General features: G+C 62.5%; 14 protein-coding genes. 12 read left to right on the top strand and 2 right to left on the bottom strand.

Annotated elements, in window-relative coordinates:
• Nucleotides 1–15 precede the first annotated feature (15 nt).
• The 7 genes from OO730_RS15545 to speB all read left to right on the top strand — a co-directional run bounded on the left by OO730_RS15545 (nt 16) and on the right by speB (nt 10,368).
• A complete protein-coding gene (locus tag OO730_RS15545; protein WP_264982403.1) occupies nt 16–2,025 on the top strand; it encodes a flagellar hook-associated protein FlgK in 2,010 nt (669 codons plus the stop codon).
• Nucleotides 2,026–2,036: 11 nt separating this feature from the next.
• Nucleotides 2,037–3,218, top strand: coding sequence for a flagellin N-terminal helical domain-containing protein (locus OO730_RS15540; RefSeq protein ID WP_264982402.1), 1,182 nt, complete (start codon nt 2,037–2,039; stop codon nt 3,216–3,218).
• 9 nt (nt 3,219–3,227) lie between these two features.
• Complete coding sequence (gene fliD / locus OO730_RS15535) at nt 3,228–4,946, top strand: flagellar filament capping protein FliD (protein WP_264982401.1); 1,719 nt, start codon at nt 3,228–3,230, stop codon at nt 4,944–4,946.
• A 243-nt stretch (nt 4,947–5,189) separates the two neighbouring features.
• Nucleotides 5,190–7,103, top strand: coding sequence for a biosynthetic arginine decarboxylase (gene speA, locus OO730_RS15530; protein ID WP_264982400.1), 1,914 nt, complete (start codon nt 5,190–5,192; stop codon nt 7,101–7,103).
• Nucleotides 7,104–7,145: 42 nt separating this feature from the next.
• On the top strand, nt 7,146–8,336 hold the full coding sequence (locus tag OO730_RS15525) for a saccharopine dehydrogenase family protein (RefSeq protein WP_264982399.1): 1,191 nt from the start codon (nt 7,146–7,148) through the stop codon (nt 8,334–8,336).
• Entirely contained in the window at nt 8,336–9,505 is a 1,170-nt protein-coding gene (nspC, locus tag OO730_RS15520) for a carboxynorspermidine decarboxylase (RefSeq protein ID WP_264982398.1), read from the top strand. The genes OO730_RS15525 and nspC overlap by 1 nt, the downstream gene beginning before the upstream one ends.
• Nucleotides 9,506–9,513: 8 nt before the next feature.
• Complete coding sequence (gene speB / locus OO730_RS15515; RefSeq protein ID WP_264982397.1) at nt 9,514–10,368, top strand: agmatinase; 855 nt, start codon at nt 9,514–9,516, stop codon at nt 10,366–10,368.
• Nucleotides 10,369–10,405: 37 nt separating this feature from the next.
• Here the strand turns inward: speB and OO730_RS15510 are convergent, their stop codons facing one another.
• Entirely contained in the window at nt 10,406–10,996 is a 591-nt protein-coding gene (locus OO730_RS15510; RefSeq protein ID WP_264982396.1) for an SET domain-containing protein, read from the bottom strand.
• 10 nt (nt 10,997–11,006) lie between these two features.
• Complete coding sequence (locus OO730_RS15505; protein ID WP_264982395.1) at nt 11,007–12,998, bottom strand: GNAT family N-acetyltransferase; 1,992 nt, start codon at nt 12,996–12,998, stop codon at nt 11,007–11,009.
• A 337-nt stretch (nt 12,999–13,335) separates the two neighbouring features.
• Here OO730_RS15505 and OO730_RS15500 point away from each other — a divergent pair, with 337 nt between their 5' ends.
• The 5 genes from OO730_RS15500 to OO730_RS15480 all read left to right on the top strand — a co-directional run bounded on the left by OO730_RS15500 (nt 13,336) and on the right by OO730_RS15480 (nt 23,005).
• Nucleotides 13,336–15,291, top strand: coding sequence for an amylo-alpha-1,6-glucosidase (locus OO730_RS15500; RefSeq protein WP_264982394.1), 1,956 nt, complete (start codon nt 13,336–13,338; stop codon nt 15,289–15,291).
• A gap of 2 nt (nt 15,292–15,293) precedes the next feature.
• Nucleotides 15,294–16,580 carry a glycosyltransferase family 4 protein gene (locus tag OO730_RS15495; protein WP_264982393.1) on the top strand — a complete coding sequence of 429 codons (1,287 nt, stop codon included), beginning with the start codon at nt 15,294–15,296 and terminating at the stop codon, nt 16,578–16,580.
• Nucleotides 16,577–17,797, top strand: a complete 1,221-nt coding sequence (locus OO730_RS15490) for a glycoside hydrolase family 57 protein (protein WP_264982392.1) — start codon at nt 16,577–16,579, stop codon at nt 17,795–17,797. The genes OO730_RS15495 and OO730_RS15490 overlap by 4 nt, the downstream gene beginning before the upstream one ends.
• On the top strand, nt 17,790–22,022 hold the full coding sequence (gene glgP, locus OO730_RS15485; RefSeq protein ID WP_264982391.1) for an alpha-glucan family phosphorylase: 4,233 nt from the start codon (nt 17,790–17,792) through the stop codon (nt 22,020–22,022). The genes OO730_RS15490 and glgP overlap by 8 nt, the downstream gene beginning before the upstream one ends.
• A 329-nt stretch (nt 22,023–22,351) precedes the next feature.
• A complete protein-coding gene (locus OO730_RS15480) occupies nt 22,352–23,005 on the top strand; it encodes a VPLPA-CTERM sorting domain-containing protein (protein ID WP_264982390.1) in 654 nt (217 codons plus the stop codon).
• Nucleotides 23,006–23,008 lie beyond the last annotated feature (3 nt).

Below are 23,008 nucleotides of genomic sequence, written 5' to 3'. Positions count from 1 at the left end.
ACCGGGAGGTCCGCCATGATAAACAACCTGTACTCCATCGCCACCAAGGCGCTGCAGAATGCCCAGGTATCCATCGACAACGCGTCGAACAACATCGCCAACGCCGACACCGTCGGCTACCAGCGGACCGAGGTCAATTACGAGACCAGCGACTCCATCAGCATCTACGGGCTGTCGCTGGGCACCGGCGCGGACGTGGAGTCCATCCTGTCCCAGATGGACAAGTTCGTGGAGGCCCAATACCTGTCGGCCTACGCCGACCTTTCTTGTGAGACCGCTGCCCTGGAGTACCTGAGCCAGCTGGATTCCCTGCTCAACCAGTCCGATGGCGGCCTGAACGACACCTTGAGCGACTTCCTCACCGCCTGGAACGACCTGACCACCGACCCGGACTCCCTGTCCGCCCGCGAAGCGCTTCTGGGCGAGACCGAAACCCTGATCTACGCCCTGACCTCCACCATCGAGCAACTGGAGAGCTCGGTGGACGCGATCGACGCGGAAATCCAGACCGAGGTGTCCGACGCCAACAGCCTCATCGACGACATCGCGGCCCTGAACGCGGCCATTATGGCCAACCCCGGCGACAACCAGGCCATCTCGGACCGCGACCAGCTCATCCGCGAACTCGACGCCATCATCGGCGTTGAGACGCTCTACAAGGAGAGCGGCTCCGTCACCATCCTGACCGAGGAGGGGTACACCATGGTCGACGACACCGAGACCCACCACCTCGTCTACAGCTCCCCCAAGGTGACTCAATCGCTGCTCCGCGACTCAACCTACGAGGGCTCCCTGGAATTCGAGGGGGAGACCAGCGAGGAACTGCTCCTGGAATTCGTATCTACGGGGGCGGACGGCACGGCACAATTCAGGGTTTCCACCGACGGCGGGGACACCTGGCTCGAAGATGAAAACGGAGACACCATGCTCTATACCGCAGGCGACGAAAACAACAGTGTGGAAGTCGATGGCGTGGAAATCTGGTTCGACGGCAGCGGCGACCACGAGGCCGGTGACCGCTACACCATCGTGGCCAAGACCGGGTTGTATTGGGAAGGAAGCGACGGCTCCCTGACCAACATCACCCCCATGACCGACGCCTCCGGCCAGGACGTGTCCGGCCGCGTGTCCGGCGGCAGCCTGGCCGGACTGTTCACGGTCCGCGACGACGTGGTCACCCCGACCATGGACTCCCTGGACGAGCTGGCCGAATCCATCATCTGGGAAGTGAACTCGGCCCATGCCCAGGGTGCCGGAACGGAACACCACACCGCGCTCACCGGCAGCTATGAAGTGGAGGATTCTTCAGCCCTGTTGTCCAACAGCGGCCTGTATTTCGCCGACCAGGCCGCCTCCGGCGAAATCCAGCTGATCACCTACGACGAAGACGGCGCGGTCTCCACCTCGGCCATCCTCGCCTTCGACCTCGACTCCGACTCGCTGGACGACCTGGTGGCGGACATCAACGCGGCCTTCGGCGGCGAGTTGACGGCCTCCATCAACGCGGACGGCCAGTTCCAACTCGACGCGAGCGGGGACATGACCTTCGAGATCGCCGGGGATACCACGAACCTCATGGCCGCCCTCGGAGTGAACACCTATTTCACGGGCACCGACGCCTCGACCATCGCGGTGGACAGCTACGCGGCCCAGGATGTCTCGCACATCAACGCGGGCAGCGTTGGCGATGACGGCCTGGTGGCCTCGGGCTCCAACGACGTGGCCACCGCCATCACCGGGTTGTCCACAACCACGATCACCGTGGACGGCATGGAAACGACCCTGAGCCAGTACCTGGCCGGGATCGTCTCCGACGTGGGCTCGGCAGCGTCCTCCGCCGAACTGCAGCAGGCCTATGCCCAGACCTCCGCCGAATACCTCTACAACCAACAGGCCTCGGCCAGCGAAGTCAACATCGACGAGGAACTCATCGAACTGACCAAACAGCAGCAGGCCTACCAGGCCGCCGCCGAGATCATCAGCGTCACCAGGGCAATGATGGATACCATCCTGGACATCGTCTAAAGGAGCCCGCCATGCGCATCAGCACCTCCCAGATATTCTCCCAGTCGCTCAACCAGCTCAACTCCTCCCTGAACGACGTCACGCAGCTGACCATGATGAACGCCTCGCAAAAACGAATCAACAGCCCCTCCGACGATCCTGCGGGGATGGGCCGGGTCATGGAACTCAGTTCCTACGAAAGTTCCTTGAGCGGCTATCTCGAGAACTGCGCCACGGCCGACGAGTACCTGGGCCTGGCCGACGAGGTGCTCATGCAGGCCAGCGAGATCATCACCGCCGTCATGGAGCTGGCCGAACAAGGGGCCACCGAGACCTTCACCGAGACCCAACTGGAGATGATGGCCCTGGAAATGGAAGGCTATCTCGACAGCCTGTACGCCATCGCCAACACCGACCAGGGCACGGACGCCATATTCGCGGGCAACGACATCGAGAGCGACGCCTACGCCGTGGGCCTGGGCGTCACCCTGCCCGAAGGCTCCCTGAGCAACGCCGGCTTCACCTCGCTCCAAGGCGAGACCGACACCACCATCCGGGTGCGGTTCGATTCGGACGGGGAAATCGGCGCCGACGCCGTGGACTACAGCTATTCCACGGACAACGGCGAGACCTGGACCTCGGCCACCCTGGCCGCCGGCGACACCGTCCTCGACCTCGGCACGGTCCAGGCGGACATGCTGGCCGGGACCGACGTCGCCGCTTCGGAGGACGACGCCTTCATGGTGCGCCGGGCCATGGTCTACACCGGCAGCGACGAGGCCCTGAGCGTGGCAGTTTCCGAAGGGTCATCCGTGGAGATGAACACCGTGGGCTCCACCATCTTCGGCGGCGTGGACGCGGCCACGGGCCAGGCCTACGAGGAGCCCAACCTGTTCGAGACCATCAGCGACTGCATCGTCTACCTGGAAACGGGTGACTACGACGGCGTGGCCGAATGCCTGGAGAACATCCGCACCGCCCACGAGCACGTCGAGACCGGTGCCGCCAATATCGGGGCCAGGGAGGACAAGGTCACGTACATCGAACAATCCCTGAGCCTGGTCAAGGAGATCACCACCAACTCCATCAGCCGCGAGGAAGACGCCGATGCGGCCCAGCTGATCATCGAACTGGAGCAGGCCAACTACGTGTACGAGGCGGTGCTCTCCACCTCGTCCGACATCATGAAAATGACTCTGCTCAACTACATCTAGGGGTACGCCATGTCCTACGTTTCCTCCGTCTCCAGCGACGTCACGGCATACGAAACCGTTTCCCTCTCCGGTGAGGTCTCCTTCTCCGGCCTGGGCAACGGCACGGATTTCTCGGAGATCATCGACGCCACCATCGACGCCGAAAGCTACCAGTTGGAGGCGTACGAGGAACAAAAGACCGAAACCGAATACATCATCGACCTGCTGGAGATGCTCGACGAGGAACTCGAGGACCTCAACGAGACCCTGGACGACATGGACGAGCCCGACGAGTTCTTCGAAATGGAGGGCACCAGCAGCGGCGACGAAGTGACCGTGGAGCTGACCGGCGAAGCCGACGAGGGCGTCCATACCCTGATCGTGAACCAACTGGCCCAGAAGGACGTGTGGGTGAATTCCGGAGACGGATTCGACTCCGAGGACACCGTGGTCGCCGCCGCGGCCACCACCCTTGAACTGACCCTCGACGGCGAAACCATCTCCGTGGAGGTGGCCGCCGGGACCACCCTTGAAGGGTTGGTCAACGCGGTCAACAACGACGTGGACGCACGGGACAGGATTGAAGCCGAACTGCTCTACGACGGCGATGAATACTATTTCAAGCTGAGCAGCGAGGACGCCGGGGCGGACAACGCCATAACCATCGCCGGCAATGCGGGCCTGACCGGCCTGACGGGCTTCACCAACACCCAGACGGCGCAGAACGCCCAGATCAAGGTGGACGGGTTCCCGCCGGAAGAGGACGAATGGATCGAACGCGCCACCAACTCCATCGACGACGTGGTGGCAGGCATCACCTTCGAGCTCAAGGAATCCACGGATGCCGAGGGCGTGCGCATCAGCGTGGAGTACGATACGGACGCCATGATGGAGAAGATCGCCACCTTCGTCGAGTCGGTGAACCAGATCATCCTCGACATCCAGACCCTGACCGGCCGCGTCGATGACGACGAGGATGAGGACACGGAAAGCTACACCGTGGACAACTACGCCATGGACATCATCTACAACAACATCAAGAACTGCATCTCCTCAGGGGCGCTCGGCTTCACCGCATACGACAGCGAGGACGGCGGCGACTATTTCAACGCCCTCTCCCAGATCGGCATCAGCACCGACGCGGACGAGGGCTCCGACACCTTCGGCCAGTTGATCCTCGACGAGGACGAGCTGGAAGAGGCCATAGAGACGGACCCCGAGGCCATCGGCAACCTCTTTTCGCAACGGGGCGTCGGGGAGTCGGACACGGACGCGCTCCAGGTCCTGTCGGTCATCGACACGGTGACCCAGGCCGGCACGTACGACGTGCAGTACACCGTGGAAAGCGGCGTGCTGACCTCGGCCACCATCAACGGCGTCGCGGCCTCTGTGGACAGCGACAACTGGACCATCCTCGGCACCTCCGACAGCGTCTCGGGCCTGTACATGTCCGTCACCGACCGGACCGACGGCACCCACGGGGGCGACGTCCGGGTCAAGCAGGGCATCATCGGGGAACTGTCCGACATACTGGACGGCATCACCGACGCAGACGAGGGCTCCCTGCCCATCCTCATCGAAAACTACGAATCCAGCATCACCGCCCTGGACAACAACATCTACAATGAGGAAGCGCGGCTGGACGCCCTGGAAACAAGCCTCACCAGAAAATACGCCGCCCTAGACGCCCTGCTGTCGGAGTACGAGAACAAGAGCTCCCTGCTCTCCAGCCTGCTGTCGGATCTCTAGCGCCCACTGCGGGACCTCGGCTGTCCCGGGCCACATTCCCCCGGGCCCGCCCGCCTGCCGTTCCTCCGTCCACCGCCCGATGAAAATAAACATTTACTTTGTCGCGAAAAAGGCTGCAAATATATGTTGACTTTTTCGCACCGGGTTCATAAACCCCGCTCTCGCATGGAAGGGTGAATTTTTCATCCGCAATGCGAGATTACCGGGTTATCCCGAGTTAAATCTAGCTGGGAGGATTTATGAGTGACCCCTACACTGGAAAGATGGACCGCTGAACGGTCCACGGAACTCTACGGCGTCCGCGAATGGGGCGCCGGATTCTTCGGCATCTCCCCTTCGGGAGACCTTCAGGTAACCGCTGAGCCCGGCAATTTCTCCGGTGCGGTCTCCATTCCCGAAATACTTGCGGGAATACAGGACCGCGGCCTGGACATGCCCGTGCTTCTGCGCATCGAGAATATCCTCGACACACAGATTTCCCTGCTCAACGACAGCTTCCAGACGGCCATGGAATCCCTTGCTTTCAAGGGGTCCTATCTCGGCGCGTACCCGATCAAGGTCAACCAGCAGCAGCAGGTCGTGGAGGCCGTGACCCGTCACGGGAAAAAATACCACCACGGCCTGGAAGCGGGCAGCAAGGCGGAACTCATCGCGGCCATGGGCATGTTGCGCGACACCGAGGCGGTGCTCGTGTGCAACGGCTACAAGGACGAGGAGTTCATCGACCTCGGGCTGCACGCCACCCAGCTGGGATTCAAGTGCGTGCTGGTCATCGAGATGCCGGGCGAACTGCCCCTGATCATCGAGCGGGCCAAGGCCCTTGGCGTGGACCCCATCCTGGGAGTGCGCGTCAAGCTCTCCGCACAGGCCAACGGCATGTGGGCGGAGTCCGGCGGCGACCGATCCATCTTCGGCCTCAACGCCGCGCAGATCATCGAGGTCATCGACGCTCTCAAAGATGCCGGGATGCTCGACTGTCTCCAGTTGCTGCACTACCACCTCGGCTCGCAGATCCCCAACATCCGGGAAATCCGCAACGCCGTGGCCGAAGCCAGCCGCGTCTATGCGGGGCTGGTGGGCGAGGGAGCGGGCATGCGCTACCTCGACCTCGGCGGCGGGCTGGCCGTGGACTACGACGGCACCCAGACCAACTTCATGTCCAGCCGCAACTACTCGGTGGACGAATACTGCGTGGACGTGGTTGAAGGCGTCATGACCGTGCTCGACGAGCAGAACGTCCCCCACCCGACCATCATCACCGAGTCGGGCCGGGCATTGGTGGCCTACTACTCCATGCTGCTGTTCAACGTGCTCGACGCCGCGCGCTTCGAGCCGGAGCCGCTGCCCGACAAGCTGCCCGAAAACACCAACATTCACATCCTGCACCTCCACGACGCCATGCAGTCGCTCAACCTGCGCAACGTCCAGGAGTGCTTCAACGACATCCTCTACTACCGTGACGAAGTCCGGCAGGCGTTCGCCCAGGGCAAACTGTCCTTCCGCGAACGGGCGTTGGGCGACAGCGTGTTCTGGGAAACCATCCACCGCATCGCCCGGCTGGCCAAGGACATGCCCACGCTCCCACAGGAGCTGGAGGGCATCACCGAGGCCCTGTCCGACATCTACTACTGCAACTTCAGCGTGTTCCAGTCCCTGCCCGACTCCTGGGCCATAGGACAACTATTCCCGATCATGCCGGTGCATCGCCTGAACGAGATGCCCACCCGCGAGGGACTGCTGGCCGACATCACCTGCGACTGCGACGGCAAGATCGACCGCTTCATCGACAGCCAGGGCGTCAAGCGAACCATGCCCCTGCACGAATTGAAGGACAACGAGGAATACTGCCTCGGGGCCTTCCTTGTAGGGGCATACCAGGAAACGCTCGGCGACCTGCACAACCTGCTCGGCGACACCAACATCGTCACCATCAGGATACGCGAGAACGGCGAGTTCGACTTTGTCGGAGAACTGGAAGGCGACTCGGTCGAGGACATCCTCTCCTACGTGGAATACGACACCAAGGCGCTTCTGAACCGGTTCCGGGAAACGGCGGAAAACGCCGTCCGGTCCGGACAGATCACCCCGACGCAGCGGCGGAAAATCCTTCAGGCCTACAAGGACGGCCTGCAGGGGTACACGTACTTCGAACGATAGCAATTCATACCGCCCCACGGGGCGTTCAGTGAGGATACGCATATGTCCAAGGTTCTGATCATCGGCGCCGGAGGCGTCGGCAGCGTAGCGGTGCACAAGTGCGCCCAGGTCCCCGAGGTGTTCACCGAAATCCACCTCGCCAGCCGCACCAAATCCAAATGCGACGCCATCGCCAAATCCGTCAGGGAACGGACGGGCGTGGATGTCGCCACCTATGCAGTGGACGCGGACAACGTGGCCGAAACCGTCAAGCTGATCAACGCGGTCAAGCCCGACCTGCTGGTCAACCTCGCCCTGCCCTACCAGGACCTGCCGCTCATGGACGCCTGCCTGGAGACCGGGGTCAACTACCTCGACACCGCCAACTACGAGCCGCCCGAGGAAGCCAAGTTCGAATACAAATGGCAGTGGGCCTACCAGGAGCGGTTCAAGGAAGCCGGTCTCATGGCCCTGCTCGGTTCGGGCTTCGACCCGGGCGTGACCAACGTGTTCGCGGCCCACGCCATGAAGCACCACTTCGACGAGATCCACGTGCTGGACATCATCGACTGCAACGCGGGCGACCACGGCCAGGCCTTCGCCACCAACTTCAACCCGGAGATCAACATCCGGGAGATCACCCAGCGCGGCCGCTACTGGGAACGCGGCGAATGGGTCGAGACCGATCCGCTGTCCTGGTCCATGGACTACGACTTCCCCGAAGGCATCGGCCACAAGAAGTGCTACCTCATGTACCACGAGGAGCTGGAATCCCTGGTCATGCACATCAAGGGCCTCAAGCGCGCCCGGTTCTGGATGACCTTCGGCGACCAGTACCTGACCCACCTGCGGGTGCTGGAAGGCATCGGCATGACCTCCATCGAGCCCGTGGAGTACAACGGCCAGAAGATCCAGCCGCTCAAATTCCTCAAGGCGGTCCTGCCCGAGCCCGGCTCGCTGGGCCCGCTGACCAAGGGCCGCACCTGCATCGGCAACGTCATGCAGGGCGTCAAGGACTGCAAGGAGAAGAAGCTGTACGTGTACAACATCTGCTCCCACGAGGCCGCCTATGAAGAGGTCGGCTCCCAGGCCATCTCCTACACCACCGGCGTCCCGGCCATGATCGGGGCCATGATGATGCTGACCGGCAAATGGAAGGGCGAGGGCGTGTTCCACATGGAGCAGTTCGACCCCGATCCGTTCATGGCCGCCCTGAACAAGCACGGCCTGCCCTGGCAGGAAGTGGAACTGTAGTGGACGGCCGCCTGGAATATCGTTTCGACCCGGCCAAGGTCGATACCCCCTGCTACGTCGTGGACGAGGGATTGCTCCGGGACAACCTGGACACCCTCGCCACGGTCAGGGAGCGGGCCGGGTGCAAGGTGCTGCTCGCGCTCAAGTGCTTCGCCATGCACGCGGTCTTCCCCATGCTGGCCGGGAAACTCGACGGCGTTTGCGCCAGCTCGCCCCATGAGGCCCGATTGGGCCGGGAGGAGTTCGGCGGGGAGGTGCACACCTTTGCCGCCGGGTACTCCGAGCACGACATCCGCGACCTGTGCGAGACCAGCGACCACATCGTGTTCAACTCGTTTGCCCAGCTGCGCCGCTTCCGTCCGCTCGTGCAGCGGCTGGCCGTGGAGCAGGGAAAGGAGATCGAGCTGGGCGTGCGCATCAACCCGGAGCATTCCGAGGGGGCCACGCCCATCTATGATCCCTGTTCGCCCGGCTCGCGCCTGGGCGTCCGCCGCGCGCACTTCGACCCGGACGACCTTGAAGGCGTCACCGGCCTGCATTGGCACAACCTGTGCGAACAGGATGCGGACTGCCTTGAACGGACCATCGAGGCCGTGGAGCGCGGTTTCGCGGACGTGCTGCCGCGCATGCGCTACGTCAATTTCGGCGGCGGCCACCACATCACCCGGCCGGGCTACGACGTGGACCTGCTGGTCGATCTCGTCACCCGCTTCAAGAAGAAATGGGATGTCGAAGTCTACCTGGAGCCCGGCGAGGCCGTGGCCCTGAACGCGGGCTACCTGGTGGCCGGGGTGCTGGACGTGGTCGAGGCGGACATGCCGATAGTGATCATGGACTCCGCCGTGCCCTGCCACATGCCGGACGTCATCGAAATGCCCTACCGCCCCCACATCGTGGACTCGGGTGAACCGGGCGAAAGGGCCTGGACCTGCCGCATCGGCGGCCCGTCCTGCCTGGCGGGCGACGTGGCCGGGGAGTATTCCTTCGACCGGGCGGCAAAGACCGGCGACCGGCTGGTGTTCACGGACATGGCCATCTACACCATGGTCAAGACCAACACCTTCAACGGCATCCCGCTGCCGTCCATCTATCTGTACGACGACGCAAAGGAGTCGTTGACCCTCGTCCGCACCTTCGGATACGAGGATTTCAAGAACAGGCTTTCGTAGGGGGTATTATGGCTCTGCATTTTCTCGACGGTGAAATCGACAACGCCCGGCCCGAAGAGGCCGCCTTTCACGTCATACCGGTCCCGCTGGAGACATCCGTGTCCTACGGCTCCGGCACTTCGGAAGGCCCTGCGGCCGTCATAAACGCTTCCACTCAGCTGGAAGTGTGGAACGGCACGTCCACACCGGCGGAAAACGGCATCCACACCACCCCTCCCATCGACTGCGGGGGGCCCATTTCCAAGGTACTCGACCGGATCGAGGACGCGGTCTGCTACGCCGTCGAGTGTGAAGCCCTGCCCGTGGTCCTCGGCGGGGAGCACACGGTCACACTGGGCGCGCTCCGGGCCCTGCGGCAACACCGGCGCTTCGGCATCGTCCAGTTCGACGCCCACGCCGACCTGCGCAACACCTATGAAGGGTCGCCCTACTCCCACGCCTGCGTCATGCGCCGGGCCATGGACGACCTGGGCCTGCCGCTCTTCCAGATAGGGGTCCGCGCCATGTGCAAGGAGGAATCAGACTACCGCAAGGCCAACGAAGTCCCCCACCTCGACGCGCGCGAGCTGTTCCTCAAGGGCGTCCCCCGGCAGATTCTGCCCCCGGACTTCCCGGACAACATCTACATTTCCTTTGACGTGGACGGACTCGACCCGTCCGTGATCCGCGCCACCGGCACCCCGGTCCCCGGGGGGCTGAGTTGGCAGACGGCCATTTCGCTTCTGGAATCGGTGGTCAAGGGGAAGAAGCTCATCGGCGTGGACCTGGTGGAACTGGCTCCGGCAGCGGGCGATCACGCCTCGGACTTCGCCGCCGCCCAACTGGCCTACATCCTCATGGGGCTGGGAAACACGGCCGACTGATCCCCGGCCTCGCTGCGCGCCCCGCTTCACCGGGCGGCTAATCCGCCCGCCACTTCAGATTCTTCACGGATGAATACAGGTCCGCGTCTCTCTGCAGCCTGAGCACTGCGGCACGCGTCTCCCGTGCGAGCAGTCCCCAAAGCGGCTGGACCCTGTCGGGCACGGCCAAAAGCGCCTCCCTGACGCGCACGTCCCATCGGTCCCCGTAGCGGTCGATATCGTCCAACCGCAAATGCTTCCGGCAGTCGGGGCAGCCGCAATGGATGGCGTACGGCTCCTGGATGTTGAGCAGCCCGTATTCCGTGGTGATCTCTTCCCCGGCCCGGATGTCGCGCACCGCGATCTCCAGCCGGTAGTCGGTCATCATGGTGTTGGGGCAGCAGCTGTGGTTCATGTACCGGGCGTGGTCCCAGCTCAGCACCAGGCAACCGTTCCGGTCGTGATAGAGATACGTCTCCATGGATTCCCGGAGGGGATCGGGCAGCGCCTCGAACTCCTCCCTGGTCAGACAGGTGTCGAACCCGTCCCGGACCACGACGATGGTGCCCAGGGGGATGTCGCGGGTGGCGAACACGCCGTTGCCGATGACCGGAGAAACGGTCCTCACGACGGTATCGGGATGAATCATGGCCGATTCCTCAATAGACGTAGCGCACCTGCTGGCGCTCCGCCTCGATGCGGTTGAACAATGAGCGCATGATGCGCTCGTACAGCTCGTTGCCGAGCAGCTCGTCCTCGACGCCCGCGTCCACGCTGGGGTTGTCGTTGACCTCGATGACGTACGCCTTGCCCCCCACCTCCTTCAGGTCCACGCCGTAGAACCCGTTGCCGATGAGCGAGGAAGCGCTGACCGCCGCCTTGAGGATGCCGGGCGGTACCTGATTGACCGGCACCGCATCGGATTTGCCGCTGAATTCCTCGCCGCCCGTGGACGCCCAGTTGTATATCTGCCAGTGGTTGCTGGCCATGTAGTACTTGCAGGCATAGAGGGGCGTGTTGTCGATGAGCCCTATGCGCCAGTCGTAATCCGACTTGAGGAATTCCTGCCCGATGACCAGATCGGTCTTGGTGAACATGACGGCCAGCTTCTCCTTGAGGTCGTCAATGGTCTTGACCAGATACACGCCCTGGGAAAAGGAGCTCTCCGGCAGCTTGAGGACCAGGGGCAGGGGCAGCGACTTCAGGAACTTGTCGTCGCACGCCTTGCGGGCCAGCAGCCATCCCTTGGGCTGGCAGACGCCCGCGTTGGCCAACCGCTCCTGAAGATAGACCTTGTTGGAGCAGAGCATGATCGACCAGGGGTCGTCCACCACCACCAGTCCCTCGGTGTAGGCGTGCCGGGACATGCCGTAGGTGTGGTTGTCCAGGGCCGTGGTCTCGCGGATGAACAGGGCGTCGAATTCGCACATCCGCCGCTGGTCCGCCTTGGTGATGAACTCCACGTGAAACCCGACCTTTTCGGCAGCCTTGCGGAACCGCTCCAGGGCCATGGCGTCGGACGGCGGGGTCAGCTCGTCCTTGTTGGTCAGGATGGCCAGGTCGTACTTGTAGTTCTTGAGCCGGGGCCGGGTGTACCGCTTCCTGGCGCAGTAGGCGGTGAGCGCGTCACGAAGCAGGTCGGGGCTGTCGGCCAGGACCTGCTTGAGGTGGAGCACCTTGATCTTCTTCGGGCTCCACGCCCCGCTCCACTGCAACTGGATGGTGAAGAAAGGTATGGAAAACAGGGTGAACAGTTTCTGGGCCAGTTCACAGTAACGCGGGTTGTCGGTCATCCCCAGGATGACGGTCAACTCGAAGTTCGGCCCCTTGTTGGCGGGAAGCTTCCTGTCCACGTACTCCCGGATTTCGTCCAGCAGGCTCTGGGCCACCATGGTGGAGGTCGCGTCCTTCATGGCCATGACCGACGGGACCACCAGATGGTTGCGCGCGGACGCCAGCAGGGAGACGTAATACCCCATGGAGTGCGTCTTCTGGGAGTTGCACAGGTTCAGCACCTGGAACCGGCTCGACTTTGAATAGTTGGTGTCCGACAGGTAGTCCTTGGCCGAGCAGAAGGGAATCCCCGGTGCCCAGTCCTGGGACTGCCGGGCGTCGTCCACCACGATGACCATGTGGTCCTGGCCGCTGCCCTTGCCTGAAAGGGACAGGACCATTCTCAGCGCGGCCTCGCCCGGGCCGTAGTAGTCGGTCAGCGGCCTTGCGGGCTCGAAACCCATCCGCTTGTACCACTCCACCAGCTTGGTGTTGGCCATGTCGGCTTCCAGCGTGATCCGCTCGTAGCCGTGCGTCACGGCGAAATTGACGACGTGCTGCATGAGCGCCTCGCCCAATCCCATCATCCGGTAGGCCGTATCCACGGCCACGGAATAGACCCTGAGCGAACGCTTGTACTGAAACAGGATCGCGGCACCCATGCGGGTCGCCGGCTGCCTGCCTTCCGATTTTTCCAGGATCAGCACCGACTGGGCGGAACTCCTGATGCTGTTGCGCAGACTCTCTCGGGAGCTCTGCCGCTTGTCGCTGAAGCTCGTCCTTTCGAGATGCTCGAGAAATGGAAGGTCCGCCAAGGATGCTTCCCGGACAGCCAGGCGAAACGTGGATGCGCCCGGCTCCTCACATGTGGGGCTCATATGCAAGCCTCCGTTGAATAATTTCTTCCCGACCCAAGGCCGGAATGGCATATCATTATCCCCGTGCAAGTTTATGGTAAACAAAAATATACAAATTATTAGCACTGAAAATCAAATAGTTACAAAATAAATGTGTCGTCTAATCCGCGCAGGGCAATCATTGCCCCGGAATATTCCGGCCGAGACGATGACGCCTCTGTGCCGATATCGCCAAATAATAACGTCAATGCGCAATTTTCGCTTGCAAGCACTTGCTTTTTTCGATCTATACGAATCATAGAGAAGTCCCTTTTTTCGATCTTTTCAGTCAGGCTTCATTCATACCAGGCGGTGCAGCATGATTCGGATTTCCCGGGACGAATGCGTCAATACGGAAACGGCGACGCGAAAAGAATGGCTCGATACCAACGGCCTCGGCGGCTACGCCTCCAGCACGGTCATCAACTGCCATACCCGAAAGTATCACGGACTCCTCGTGGCGGCGCTCAAGGAGCCGCGCGGCAAGTTCGTTCTCCTGTCCAAGGTCGAGACCTCGCTGGTCCACGACGATCTGGAATTCAACCTCTCCACCAACAAATACCCGGGCGTCTACCACCCCACCGGACACCAGTTCGTGGAACGGTTCGAACAGGGCCTCCACCCGTCCATCACCTACCGCATCGGGGACGCCCTTATCCAAAAGTCCATGATCATGGTGCACGGCAGGAACACCGTGCTGCTCTGCTACGAGCTGCTCGAAGGCAAGGTCAAGCCTACCCTGCGCATCCGGCCCCTGCTGGCCTACCGGGACATCCACTCCCTGACCAGGGAGAACATGTTCCTGCGCCCCAAGTCCTACCCGGAAAAGAACGGTCGCAAGATCCAGCCCTACAACGGCATGCCGCCTCTCTTCATGGGCACCAACCGCCGTTCCGAATTCTTCCCCGGCCCCAAATGGAAGCTCAATTTCGAGTACCTCGCGGAACGCGAAAGAGGGTTCGACTACCAGGAAGACCTGTTCTGCCCCGGCATGTTCGAAACGACCCTGCAAAAAGGCAAGCCGGTCATCTTCGCGGCCTCCACCGACCCGCTGGGCAACCTCGAACGGCTGCGCAAAAAGGAAATCACCCGCCGCGAGACGGAATTCGCGGCGTGCAGGGACCGGGTCAAGCACGTCCAGCAACTCAAATACTTCTCCGGCCAGTTCCTGATCCGAAACGCTTCGGACTTCGCCTCCGTTGTCGCCGGGTACCACTGGTTCGGCGAGTGGGGACGCGACACCATGATCGCCCTGCCCGGCCTGACCTTTCACGCCGGGCGCAGGGGACTCGGCGAGGAAATCCTGGCCGCCTACGCAGCACTGGAACGCGACGGCCTGCTGCCCAACTATCTCGACCAGCACTCGGACCATCTGGCATACAACTCGGTGGACGCCTCGCTCTGGTTCTTCTGGGCCGTGCAGGAATACCTCAAGACCGGAGGGAGCAGGCGGTTCGTCATGGCCCGCGTCTTCCCTGCCCTGCGCGACATCATCAATGCCCATCTCGACGGCAGGGTGCCCCTGTGCGCCCTGGGCGGAGCCGGACTGCTCTACGCGGGCAACGAGCACACCCAGTTGACCTGGATGGACGCCCAGGCCTACGGCAGGCCCGTCACCCCCCGGCACGGGGCGGCGGTGGAAATCAATGCCCTGTGGTACAACGCGCTGCGTTTCTTCCTTGAGCTCTCGCCCGAACAGGATGAGCTGGCCACCCAGGCTCAACAGGCCGCAGACACGCTGGCCGCCAACTTCATCGACAAATTCTGGAACCATGCCGACAACTGCCTGAACGACGTCGTCAACGAACACGGTCGGGACCGGTGCATCCGGCCCAACCAGATATTTGCCGTTTCCCTGCCCCACACCATGCTGGACACGGGACAGATGCGGGCGATCATCAGCGTGGTCCAGGCCCATCTCCTCACTCCCTACGGCCTGCGAACGCTCTCGCCAAGGAACCCGGCCTATTCCCCCTTCTACAGGGGCGATGCGGACTCCCGCGATTCCGCCTACCACCAGGGCATGGTCTGGCCATGGCTGGCCGGCCATTTCGGCGAGGCGCTGCTCCGACAGGCCGAGGACAGGACCGGGGCCAAGGCCTTCCTGCGCAAATACTTCAGGCCGATCCTGCGGTCGTTCCCCGAAGACTTCGGCATCGCCTCGATCCCGGAACTGTACACGGGCAACCCGCCCCACATGCCCAAGGGGACCATCGCCCAGGCCTGGAGCGTGGCCGAAGCCATCCGCCTGAACAAACTGCTCGGGGAGAAATAGCCATGCGCGTACTCATGTTCGGGTGGGAATTCCCACCGTACATTTCCGGCGGGCTGGGCACGGCCTGCCTCGGGCTGACAAAGGGGCTGGCCAGCTTCGGCACGGAAATCATGTTTGTCCTGCCTCGGCTCGATTCCGACGAGGAAGGCAAACACCTGACCCTCATGGGAGCGAACCGGGTCCGGGCGAAAGTGGGCATCTCGGAGATTCTGGAGCTGCAGGAGCGCGTGTCCGTGCTCGAGGTGCTGTCGCCGCTGCGCCCCTATCTGACCGAAAAGGAATACCGCTCCATCCTGGAAAAGGACGAGCGCGTCACCGCCGCCGACATCTTCGGGGAGCTGCAGAACGACTTCGCGGGCGGGTACGGCAGCAACCTGATGGCCGAGATCGTCCGCTACAGCCTGGTGGGCGCCCACCTGGCGGCCCATGAGAAATTCGACGTCATCCACGCCCACGACTGGATGACCGCCCCGGCGGGCATCGAGGCGAAGAGGGTTTCGGGCAAGCCGCTGGTGATCCACGCCCACGCGCTGGAGTTCGACCGCAGCGGCGAACACATCAACCAGCAGGTATACGAGATCGAACGGGCGGGATTCGAGGCCGCCGACCGCATCGTGGCCGTCAGTCACTACACCAGGGACACCATCATAAAACGGTATTCCATCGACCCGGCCAAGATCACCGTGGTCCACAACGCCGTCTCCAAGGAGCGGCGCATAGGCCAGATGCGCATCGAAAAGCCCTTCAAGGAGAAACTGGTCCTCTTCCTGGGCCGCATCACCTTCCAGAAGGGACCGGACTATTTCGTCGAGGCCGCAGCCAGGGTGCTCAAAAAGAACCCGAACGTCCGCTTCGCCATGGCCGGTTTCGGCGACATGTTCCCCCGCATGGTGGAACGTATGGCCGAGCTGCGCATGGCCGACAAGTTCCACTTCCTCGGCTTCGTGCGCGGAGCCGACGTGGAACGCATCTACGCCATGAGCGACCTGTACGTCATGCCCAGCGTGTCCGAGCCCTTCGGCATCACGCCCCTGGAAGCCATCGTCTACGACGTGCCGTCCATCGTCTCCAAGCAATCCGGCGTGGCCGAGATACTCGACGACGCGGTCAAGGTCGACTTCTGGGACGTGGACCGCCTGGCCGACGAGATACTGGACATCCTCTGCAACGAGGAACGGGCCGACCGTTTGATCAAGAGCGGTCGCGAGGTTCTCAAAAAGATCCAATGGGAACAGGCTGCGGAAAAACTGCTGACCGTCTACCGCGAACTGACAGGGGGCGCCCGATGATATCCGTCTGCTTCTACTTCCAGGTCCACCAGCCCATGCGCCTCGACCAGAAGTACACCTTCTTCGACATGGGCAAGCGCCACAACTATCTGGATGAGGCGGCCAACCGGGACATCCTGCACAAGGTGGCCAACAAGTGCTACCTGCCCGCCAACCGGATGATGCTCGACCTGATCAACGAGTTCAAGGGAGACTTCCGCATCGCCTACGCCATCACCGGCGTGGCCCTGCGCCAGTTCCAACAATACTGCCCGGAGGTGCTCGAATCGTTCCGGGAGCTGGCCGACACCGGCTGCGTGGAGTTCATCGGGGAAACCCACTACCATTCCCTGGCCTTTCTCTTCTCCAGGGAGGAATTCCGGCGGCAGGTGAAGATGCACGAGGCCGCGCTCAAGGAGCACTTCGGCGTCGCGCCCGTGACCTTCCGCAACACCGAGCTCATCTACAGCAACGCCCTGGCTCTGGAGATCGAGAAGATGGGCTACAAGGCCATCCTGGCCGAAGGCGCCGACCAGGTGCTGGGCTGGCGTTCCCCCAACTACGTGTACCAGCCCGCCGGATGCTCCAAGCTCAAGGCCCTGCTCAAGAACTACCGGCTGTCCGACGACGTGGCCTTCCGCTTCTCGGACCGCAACTGGGATCAGTGGCCCGTGACCACGGACAAATTCACCCGCTGGGTCCACGCCATCGCCGGCGGTGGCGAGGTGATCAACCTGTTCATGGACTACGAGACCATCGGCGAACACCAATGGGAGGACACGGGCATCTTCCACTTCTTCCGCGACCTGCCCCGGGCCGTCATGGCCCACAAGGACTTCGTCTTCCGGACCCCGGCCGAAGCGGCCGCCAAGCTCGACCCCATGGCCCAACTCGACGTGCCCTATTTCACATCCTGGGCGGACCTCGAACGCGACGTCTCGGCCTGGCTCGGCAACCCCATGCAGGACCAGGCGGCAGAGCTGGCATACGGCCTGGAGGCCAGGGTGCTGGCCTCGGGCGACGAAGAGCTCATCAACACATGGCGGGAGCTGCTCACCAGCGACCACTTCTATTACATGTGCACGAAATGGTTCTCCGACGGGGACGTACACAAGTATTTCAACCCCTTCGAGACCCCTCACCAGGCGTTCATCACCTACATGAATGCGCTCAATGACCTGACGCTCAGGCTCAACGAGAACACGAAAGCATCCGACGAGGAGAACACCCATGGATAACAGTTGGCTTTTTGAAATCTCCTGGGAAGTCTGCAACAAGGTCGGCGGCATCCATACGGTTATTGGAAGCAAGGCCGCGCAGGCCATGCTTGCCTTTGAGGACCGCTACATCGCCCTGGGGCCGCTGCTCGACCGCAATCCGGGATTCGAGCCCTGCGATCCGCCCAAGGACCTGAAGCCCTCGCTGGAGCGATTGGAAAACATGGGAATTCACATCGCAGTGGGACGGTGGGACGTGCCCGGCAAGCCTTTGGCCTGGCTCATCGGCTTCCAGAATGCGATCCCCAGCCACGAAAAGCTCCTCTTCCAGCTCTGGAACGACTTCGGCGTGGATTCCATGTCCGGCTCCTGGGACTACATCGAGCCCGTCCTGTTCAGCACCGCCGCCGCCATGGTCGTCAAGGAAGTCAGCGACGACATGGAATCCGCCGACATCTTCGCCCACTTCCACGAATGGATGTCCGGCGCAGGCGTCCTCCATCTCAAGAAACACGCGCCCAGCGTATGTACCGTCCTCACCACCCACGCCACCATGCTCGGCAGGGCCATGTCCGGTTCCGGCGTGGACATCTACGAGCGGCTGGAGGAAATTGAACCGTCGCAGGAGGCCAAGGTCTTCGACGTCACGGCCAAGCATTCCATGGAATCGGTCTCGGCCCGCGAGGCGGACTGTTTCACCACCGTGTCCAACATCACCCGGCGGGAAGCCGCCAATCTGCTGGGCACCAACCCCGAGGTCGTGACGGTCAACGGCTTCAACCTCGAAGGGTTCGCCGATCCCGCCGAGGTGAAGAAGACCCGGGCATCCTCCCGGGAGCTGCTCCTGGACCTGGCCTCACGATTCCTTGAACGCGACCTGAAGCCGGACAAGACCCTTCTGGTGGCCACCAGCGGCCGATACGAATTCCACAACAAGGGCATCGACCTGCTCCTGGACAGCCTGTCCGACCTGAACGAAGCCCTGACCAAGGCGGACGCCGACGTCACGGTGGTGACCTTCCTGCTGGTCAGTTGCGGATACGCGGGCCTCAGCGACGAGGCGCGCCGAAGGCTGAAGAAGGAACGCTACGACATCGAAAAATACGCGGGAATCGCCACCCACCACCTGGGTGACGCCGAACACGACCCCATCGTGCAACGCTGCCGCGAACGGCATCTGGACAACACCGCCGGAAAGCGATGCTGCGTCATCTTCATACCGGTCTATCTCGACGGCAACGACGGTATCCTCAACCTGGAATACTACGACGCCCTGGCGGGCATGGACCTGACCGTGTTCCCGTCGTTCTACGAGCCGTGGGGCTACACTCCCATGGAAAGCGCGGCCTTTGCCGTGCCCACCGTCACCGCCGACCGGGCCGGATTCGGCCAGTGGGTCATGGAGATGCACCCGCAAGGCACACCGGGCGTCCAGGTCCTCAAGCGGTTGGAGGAAGACTACGACACGGCCCGCCGCAAGCTGGCACACTACCTTGACGACTTCACCAGATGGTCGCCCAAGGAGCGGGCCGACCGCAGCGCCGACGCGCGCCGGATCGCCGAGGAAACGACGTGGATCCACTTCTACCCGCGCTACATCGAAGCCTACGAATACGCGGCGAACATCCGCACCGAGCGGATCGCCGGAGTGCAGCGCATGGAAGCCGCACCCGGCAAGATGGTCTCCTTCAGCGGCGTCAACACGACCCAGCCCCGACTCCGGTCCTTCATGGTGGTCACCGAACTGCCACCGGCCCTGGCCCGGCTGCGCGAACTGGCCGACAATCTCTGGTGGGTATGGCACCGTGATTCCCAGGAACTCTTCGAGTGGATGGGCGGACACAAATGGGAGGAGTGCGGGCACAACCCGACGCTCCTGCTGGACACCATGGACCAGGAACGCCTCAACCAACTGGCCGAGGACTCGGAGTTCATGGCCCGGTTCGCGGGCGTCATGGCCCGTTTCGACGAGTACATGGCCGCAAGGAACCATGCGGATGTCCAGGGTATAACCTGGGATCATCCCATCTCATACTTCTCCATGGAGTTCGGACTGCACGAGTCCATTCCCATCTACTCGGGCGGCCTCGGCCTGTTGGCCGGCGACCACATCAAGTCTGCCAGCGACCTGAACCTGCCCTTCATCGGCGTCTCGCTGCTCTACAAAAACGGCTTCTTCCACCAACGGATCAACGGCAACGGCGACCAGGTCGTGGAATACCGGGAAAACAACTTCGCCACCATGCCCGTCACCCCGCTGCACAACGGCGACGCGGACAAGCTGCTCCTCGCCCTGGATCTGCCGGGACGGACCGTGTACGCCCAGATCTGGGAAATCAAGGTCGGCCGGGCCATCCTGTACCTGCTGGACACGGATGTGGTGGAGAACTCCCGCTCCGACCGCGACATCACGTCCCGGCTCTACGATCCCTCTTCCAAGGGCCGCATCGAACAGGAGATCATCCTCGGCGTGGGCGGCGTCCGGCTGCTCAAGGCCCTGAACATGGAGCCGGCCATCTACCACCTCAACGAAGGCCATTCCGCCTTCCTGCTGTTCGAACGCATCCGCCAGCTCATGCTCATCGACGGCGTGGATTTCGCCACTGCCAAGGAAGTCGTGCGCGGCTCCACGGTCTTCACCATGCACACGCCGGTTCCGGCGGGCAACGAACGGTTCGAGAAGTCCCTGGTGGAGAACTACTTCCGGGGCTACGCCGCCGAGATGGGCATCCCCTGGGACGCCCTGTGGAATCTGGGACACATCTACGCCGAAGAGGCGGACCACCTGAACATGACCGTGCTCGCCCTGCAGCTTTCCTGCATCCGCAACGGGGTCAGCAGGCTGCACGGCGACGTGTCCCGCCGCATGTGGATGGACCTGTGGCGGGGCTTCCTGCTCGGGGAGATCCCGGTGGGGCACATCACCAACGGGGTCCACATCACATCCTGGCTGGACGAACGGCTGCGCCACGACATCGAGGAGTCCTGCTCCCTTTCGGTGCATCAGACGCTGCTGGACGGGAACGACTGGAACTGCCTGGACGGTCTGGACGACCACCGTCTTTGGGACACCCACGTCGCCCTGAAACATCGCCTCTACGACGAAGTGCGCCGCTCCATCTCGACCCAGTGGACCCGGGAGGGCGAACCGCCCAACCGGCTCAAGGCCTTCCTCGACGCCCTGAACCCCGACCACCTGACCCTGTGCTTCGCCCGGCGCTGCACGGCCTACAAGCGCCCCACGCTGCTCTTCCACAACCTGCAGCGGGCCAAGGAAATCCTGTGCGGCGAGCGACCGGTGAACGTCATCTTCGCGGGCAAGTCGCACCCGGCGGACACCCTGGGCGCGAGCTTCATCAACCTCATCTGCCGACTGGCCAAGCAGGACGACTTCCTGGGCCGGGTCATCTTCCTGGAAAGCTACGACATCCGCCTGGCCCGTCTGCTCGTGTCCGGCGCGGACGTCTGGCTGAACAACCCGACCAGACTCATGGAGGCAAGCGGCACCAGCGGGATGAAGGCCGCGGCCAACGGCGTGCCCAACTGCTCCATCCTGGACGGCTGGTGGGACGAGGCCTTTGACGGCCGGAACGGCTGGGCCGTGGGCAGCGGCCTGACCTACGAGAGCCAGGTCAACCAGGACATCGTGGACGCGGACAACCTCTACGCGACCCTGGAGACGGAGGTCGTGCCCGAGTTCTACAACCGGGACGGCGGCATTCCCCACTCCTGGCTGAGCCGCATGAAGGACTCCATGAAAACAGCCTTCCGCCAGTACTCCACCCACCGCATGGTCCACGACTACATCGGGGACATGTACACCCCGGCCATTGCCCTGTCCGCCCGCAGGAACAAGGACAACTACCTCCTGGCCCAGGAGATCGGCGAGTGGCGCAAGCGCATTCCCGGCCGATTCTCCACGGTCACCATCCGGGACGTCCACGTGGACGGCCTCCACGGCGACGTCTTCAAACTCGGCAGCCAACTGACGGTCACCGCCAAGGTGGACAGAGGCCAACTCCTGGACGAGGAAGTCCTCGCCGAGCTGGTGGTCTCCACCCCCAACGACGAGGTGATCATCGACGCCATCCCCATGAAGCTCAAGCACACCGAAGGAAACATACTGGAATTCAGGGCGAATTACTCCCCGGCCACCTCGGGGCAGGTCCGCTACGGCGTCCGCGTCCTGCCCACCCACCCCGGCCTGTCCGGCAAGTGGGACACCCGTTTGATTCGCTGGAGCTGATCCTGCGGCAATAAAAAAGAAAGGGGCTTGCTTCGGATGAGGCGAGCCCTTTCCTTTTCCTCGCCCGTTCCCGACGGTCGGAAATCCGAAAAAAACGGAAAACGAAGTTTATTCTGTTTGAGGCTTAATACAACCACTCAAAATGAATAAACTTGCATATTTTTTGCTTGAATCAACCAATCAACACCTTTGAGGGGGTTGCCATAACGAATCATTATGTGCCGCACCACGCCGTCTGCATGGTGCGGAGACTTGGTGGCGTGGCCGTGGAAGCATGCCTGCCCCATGTCGGCGAATGCAATGAATTAAGCAGCCGGGGAGGAACAACCATGCGCAGGATCGTTTTCACCAGCCTGTTGCTGATCGCAGTCATAGCCTTTGCCCCATCGGCAAATGCCGCCATCCAGTACTACAAACTCGTCGGGACGGTCACTTCCCTCTACGAAGACGCAGAGGCTCCGCTCGACTACGCTGTCGGCGACCCCCTGACCATGTATATCGGGGTGGATACCGACATCTTCTCCAGCTATGCGTACAAGATGGTAATCACCACCACCGGCGTGGTCGCGGAGTACCCGTCCAACACCCCGTACACGACATACTATTACGCAGAGTATGTGGGCGGGAATCTGCAAGCGCCATACTACACTCCCAGCGCCGTGGGTGATTACACAGAGATCCACACGGCCCTAAACAATTATCCCGGCAACGATGTGGTGGCCCTTGGGGCAACAGGCAATTCCATCGTCCTCGACTCCTTCACCTTCATGTTCGAACCGGGGGAAACCGCCCGCCTCAATCACGAACTCTGGGGCGAGTCCCGCTCCGACCTCTCCTATTACCGCTCCACCGACATGCACCTTGACCCGACCTTTCTTCAGGGGACGTCCACCAGGCCGCAGATCACGCCCGTACCCGGCGCCATCTGGCTCCTCGCTTCCGGCCTGATCGGCCTCGCCGGACTGCGCGGAAAAATGCTCTGACCA

It is taken from the genome of Pseudodesulfovibrio portus, assembly GCF_026000375.1.
GTDB classification, from domain to species: Bacteria; Desulfobacterota; Desulfovibrionia; order Desulfovibrionales; family Desulfovibrionaceae; genus Pseudodesulfovibrio; species Pseudodesulfovibrio portus.
The sequence above is the reverse complement of the archived record's forward strand: the minus strand, read 5'-3'. Positions and strand labels throughout refer to the sequence as shown.

Coding starts and splice junctions, on each gene's coding strand:
- OO730_RS15545 (WP_264982403.1), top strand. CDS start 16: ATGATAAACAACCTGTACTCCATCGCCACCAAGGCGCTGCAGAATGCC.
- OO730_RS15540 (WP_264982402.1), top strand. CDS start 2,037: ATGCGCATCAGCACCTCCCAGATATTCTCCCAGTCGCTCAACCAGCTC.
- fliD (WP_264982401.1), top strand. CDS start 3,228: ATGTCCTACGTTTCCTCCGTCTCCAGCGACGTCACGGCATACGAAACC.
- OO730_RS15525 (WP_264982399.1), top strand. CDS start 7,146: ATGTCCAAGGTTCTGATCATCGGCGCCGGAGGCGTCGGCAGCGTAGCG.
- speB (WP_264982397.1), top strand. CDS start 9,514: ATGGCTCTGCATTTTCTCGACGGTGAAATCGACAACGCCCGGCCCGAA.
- OO730_RS15510 (WP_264982396.1), bottom strand. CDS start 10,996: ATGATTCATCCCGATACCGTCGTGAGGACCGTTTCTCCGGTCATCGGC.
- OO730_RS15505 (WP_264982395.1), bottom strand. CDS start 12,998: ATGAGCCCCACATGTGAGGAGCCGGGCGCATCCACGTTTCGCCTGGCT.
- OO730_RS15500 (WP_264982394.1), top strand. CDS start 13,336: ATGATTCGGATTTCCCGGGACGAATGCGTCAATACGGAAACGGCGACG.
- OO730_RS15495 (WP_264982393.1), top strand. CDS start 15,294: ATGCGCGTACTCATGTTCGGGTGGGAATTCCCACCGTACATTTCCGGC.
- OO730_RS15490 (WP_264982392.1), top strand. CDS start 16,577: ATGATATCCGTCTGCTTCTACTTCCAGGTCCACCAGCCCATGCGCCTC.
- glgP (WP_264982391.1), top strand. CDS start 17,790: ATGGATAACAGTTGGCTTTTTGAAATCTCCTGGGAAGTCTGCAACAAG.
- OO730_RS15480 (WP_264982390.1), top strand. CDS start 22,352: ATGCGCAGGATCGTTTTCACCAGCCTGTTGCTGATCGCAGTCATAGCC.